Source organism: Mameliella sp. AT18 (assembly GCF_028807275.1).
In the GTDB taxonomy this organism is placed as follows: domain Bacteria; phylum Pseudomonadota; class Alphaproteobacteria; order Rhodobacterales; family Rhodobacteraceae; genus Antarctobacter; species Antarctobacter albus.
Window position 1 is genome coordinate 1 of record NZ_JARAMO010000120.1, and the last position, 3,926, is coordinate 3,926.

Consider the following 3,926-nt stretch of genomic DNA (forward strand, 5'->3'; position numbering starts at 1 on the left):
AGGTTGGTCTGAAAGGCGATGTCGTCGATCAGCCCGATGATCCGCGTGATCTGGTCCGACGAGGTCTGGATGCGGGTCATCGCGCCAGAGGCTTCCTCGACGGTGCGCGCGCCTTCCAGCGCGGTCTGCGAGGCCGTCGCGGCGACCTGGTTGGCCTCTTGCGTGTTCTTGGCAGAGCTGGCCACGTTTTCGGTCAGTTCATGCACCGCAGCGGCGGTTTCTTCCAGCGATGCGGCCTGGTTGGCCGTGCGTTCCGACAGATCGTCGGCCGCGGCCGATACTTCCTCGATGATCTTGACCAGGTTCGACATCGTACCCGTGACCTGTGTCATGGTCTCCCTCAGGTTTTCCGTGGCGCCGTTCAGCTTTCTCCGTACATCCTCGAACCGCTTGGGATAGTCGCTGCTGTCGGGGCCGGGGATGACATGGGTCAGATCCCCCTGTGCCAGTTTCTCGATCGCGGTGTCGATATGGCCAAAGGCGGCGGTCTGTTCCTCTGCGAGGATGCGGAACGTGGTTTCGACAACCCGTTCGATGTCCAGCGCGAAGGCGCGGGTCAGAACGCCGACCATGACGGCTAGGCGGCTGCGCTTGCGCCTGGGGATGCGTTTGAACAGGGCCGCGACAAGGTCGGTGGTGGCCAGCGAATAGGCGGACATGTAGGTATCAAGCGGCAGGTCGATCCGGGCATGTGTGCGCCCGATCCGGTCTACCGAGGCCATGTATTCCGCGTCGAACTCTCCTGATAGCAGGCGGGTCCAGTGCTTTTTCTGGGCGTTGCGGGCGTATTCCATCCGCTCCGGCCCGTCGAAGAAGGCCGCGGTATCGGGATTGGCCTGGGCGCGCTTGTAGAAGGCTGTCAGCACCGCGTCGAGTTCGGGTTTGAGAAGTTCCCCGACCTCACGCAACAAACCTGCGTTTTCGCCGTCCAGCTGGAAGTGCGAGAGTTTCTGTTGAAGGTCCTTGGTCATCTGCTGTTCCGTAAATGATCGGGTCGGTACGGCAGATTAAAGCGCCCATAGGTTAACAAGCCTGTCACTGGCGGTGGCGGGGTGGGGGCTTCTTGGGCCTTGTTTTACTAAACTTGCGTGCGTTGGCAGCTGTGGAGAAATGGTTTACGAGTCAAGGGTCCATTGTCGGCATCAGACCGACACCTTCTTCAGAAGGACCTCGCGCGGGGTGTCCGCCTGGGGCGCATTGTGGATCACCCGGCCACGCTCCAGCGCAACGAAGTGATCGCCAAGATCGTAAGCGAAATCAAAGAACTGCTCGACCAGGATGACGGCCATGTCGCCCTTCTGGCGGAGGTATTTGATGACCTCTCCGATCTGCTTGATGATGTTCGGCTGGATCCCTTCCGTGGGCTCGTCCAGCAGCAGCAGCTTGGGCTGTGCGATCAGCGCGCGGGCGATGGCGAGTTGCTGCTGCTGGCCACCCGAAAGATCGCCGCCACGGCGGGCCAGGAACTGCTTGAGGATCGGGAAAAGCTCGAATGTCTCGTCCGGAATGCCCCAGTCCGACTTGGGCAGGCAGGCATATCCGGTCTCGAGATTCTCTTTCACGGTCATCAGGGGAAAGATGTCGCGGCCTTGCGGGACGTATCCGACACCGGCCCGCGCCAGCGCGTGCGCTGGTGTCGTGCGGGCGATGTCCGCCCCGTCCAGCACCATCGCGCCGCCGGACCGGGCATGAGTGCCCGAGATCGCCTTGAGCAGGGATGTCTTGCCCACGCCGTTGGTGCCCATCAGACACGTGACCGCGCCGGGCCTTGCCTCCATCGAGATGTCGTAGAGAATCTGGCTGTGGCCATAGTGCAGTGTCAGGTCGGAGAGGCTCAGCATGGGGTGGGCTTTCCTATCGTCCGGGCGCCGCGCGCGGGAACGTGGGCGCATTGGGGTATTTTCACCAAGAAGAAGCGGCAAGGCATCGTTCAGCGGCCCAGGTAGACTTCGATCACCTGCGGGTTGCTGGTGACATGGTCGATCGAGCCCTCGGCCAGAACCGATCCCTCGTTCAGCACGGTGACCTTGCAGTTCAGGCGGCGGACGAACTCCATGTCGTGTTCGACCACGACGACGGCCCGGGTCCTGGCCGCCTCGACCAGCATTTCGGTGGTCTTTTCGCGTTCTGCCGGGGTCATGCCGGCGGCGGGTTCGTCGACCAGAAGGAGCCGCGGTTCCTGCGCCAGCAGCATGCCGATCTCCAACCACTGTTTCTGGCCGTGGGAGAGTTCGCCGGCGGGGCGGGTGAGGCTGTCGGTCAGGCCGGTCTGTTCGGCGATTTCCTCGATGCGCTCGGCGCCTCGTTTCGTCTTCTTGTAGAACAGCACGTCGAAGGGGCCGCGCGGGTTCTTTAGCGCCATCGCCAGGTTCTCACGGACGGTTTGCGCCTCGAAGACGGTGGGCTTCTGGAACTTGCGACCGATGCCTTCGCGGGCGATTGCGGATTCCGACATGCCCAGCAGCGAGATACCCTTGTCGCCCCACAGGACATGGCCCTCGTCAGGCTTTGTCTTGCCGGTGATGATGTCCATGAAAGTTGTCTTGCCGGCGCCATTGGGGCCGATGATGGCACGCAGCTCGGGCTCTCCGATCTGGAAGGAGAGCGAGTTGATCGCCTTGAACCCGTCGAAGGAGACCGAAACGCCGGACAGTTCTAGCAGGGTCTTGCTCATGATTTCCTCGCGATCTTGTCGACCAGCCCGCCCAGGCCCTGCGGTGCGAACAGGGTGACGGCGACGAACGAGAGGCCCAGCAGAACAAGCCACCAGTCGGTCCACTGGATGGTGTAGAAGCCGAGGTTGATGTCGGGCGCGCCGCCGCCGGTGAACCAGCTGGAGGCGAGGGTGACGAAGACGGTGCCCATTACCGCGCCATAGAGCCGTCCGCGCCCGCCGATGGCGACCCAGACCGCAAGGTAGATCGAGGCGATGGGGGCGATTTCCGCCGGGTTGATGATGCCGGCCTGCGGGTAATAGAGCGCGCCCGCGATGCCCGCGATCACCGCCGTCAGGGTGAAGACGAAGAGCTTGTAGCTTTCGACGTGGTAGCCGAGGAAGCGTACACGGGTTTCATCGTCGCGGATGGCGCGGATCACGCTGCCCATCTTGCCCGAGACGACCCAGGCGAAGAGGATGTATCCCAGCGCAAGCGCCAGGGCTGAGGCCCAGAAGAAGACCATCGAGACCATGCTTTGCGGGGTGCTCTCGAATCCGGGGATGTTCTGCAGGCCGGACAGGCCGTTGTTGCCGCGCAAGCCGCTGTCGTTCTGGAACAGGTAAAGCGAGAGCGCCAGGGTCATGGCCTGGGTCAGGATCGAGAGATAGACGCCGGTCACGCGCGAGCGGAAGGCCAGCCAGCCAAAGACCAGTGCAAGCAGGCCGGGCACCAGGACAACCATCAGGAGTTGTAGCGGCAGCGAATGCGCGAAGGCCCAGATTGGCGGGAACTCGGACGCCCCGACCACGCCGAAGATCTGGCTGGCAATGGCGTCAGAAACCTCTTGCGGACTGGGCGGGACCACCTGTGCGGCCATGCTGTCAGTGACGATGGTTTCGGTGCGGGCATACATCAGCCACATGCCGATGGCGTAGCCGCCGATCCCGAAAAAGGCGAAATGGCCCAGGCTGAGGATGCCGCAATAGCCCCAGACCACGTCCATCGCGATGGCGACGAGGCACAGGCACAGGGTCTTGCCCAGGGTCTTGACGAAACTGGTGGAGATGAAGCCCGTCCCGGTCGCCTCGGCCATCAGGGTGACGGCCAGCGTGAAGATCCCGAGGAAGGCGAGAAACCAGAGAACCGAGGGGTTCCGGGCGATGAAGCTGCGGTTCATTTCGGCGCTCCGTTCTTTGGATTGCTCCGGTCGGGGGCAGGGGGGCGGTTTCGGGCATCGGGCGGCTCTGCCCCCGGCCTGCGGCCTCCCCC

The 3,926-nt window shown here is 63.1% G+C and carries 4 protein-coding genes; all 4 read right to left on the minus strand.

Annotated elements, in window-relative coordinates:
- A partial coding sequence (locus PVW46_RS13500) for a protoglobin domain-containing protein (protein ID WP_274576184.1) occupies nucleotides 1-971 on the minus strand: 971 nt, incomplete at its 3' end.
- A 171-nt stretch (nucleotides 972-1,142) separates the two neighbouring features.
- Nucleotides 1,143-1,841: an urea ABC transporter ATP-binding subunit UrtE gene (urtE, locus tag PVW46_RS13505; RefSeq protein WP_274576185.1), complete on the minus strand. Its 699-nt coding sequence runs from the start codon at nucleotides 1,839-1,841 to the stop codon at nucleotides 1,143-1,145.
- Nucleotides 1,842-1,930: 89 nt separating this feature from the next.
- Entirely contained in the window at nucleotides 1,931-2,674 is a 744-nt protein-coding gene (urtD, locus tag PVW46_RS13510; RefSeq protein ID WP_043135930.1) for an urea ABC transporter ATP-binding protein UrtD, read from the minus strand.
- Nucleotides 2,671-3,834, minus strand: a complete 1,164-nt coding sequence (gene urtC, locus PVW46_RS13515) for an urea ABC transporter permease subunit UrtC (protein ID WP_043135933.1) — start codon at nucleotides 3,832-3,834, stop codon at nucleotides 2,671-2,673. Before urtC ends, urtD begins: the two co-directional genes overlap by 4 nt.
- Nucleotides 3,835-3,926: the final 92 nt, after the last annotated feature.

What these genes read in the sequence shown, in the direction of transcription:
- urtC (WP_043135933.1), bottom strand. Translation starts at nt 3,834, where the DNA reads ATGAACCGCAGCTTCATCGCCCGGAACCCCTCGGTTCTCTGGTTTCTC.
- urtE (WP_274576185.1), bottom strand. Translation starts at nt 1,841, where the DNA reads ATGCTGAGCCTCTCCGACCTGACACTGCACTATGGCCACAGCCAGATT.
- urtD (WP_043135930.1), bottom strand. Translation starts at nt 2,674, where the DNA reads ATGAGCAAGACCCTGCTAGAACTGTCCGGCGTTTCGGTCTCCTTCGAC.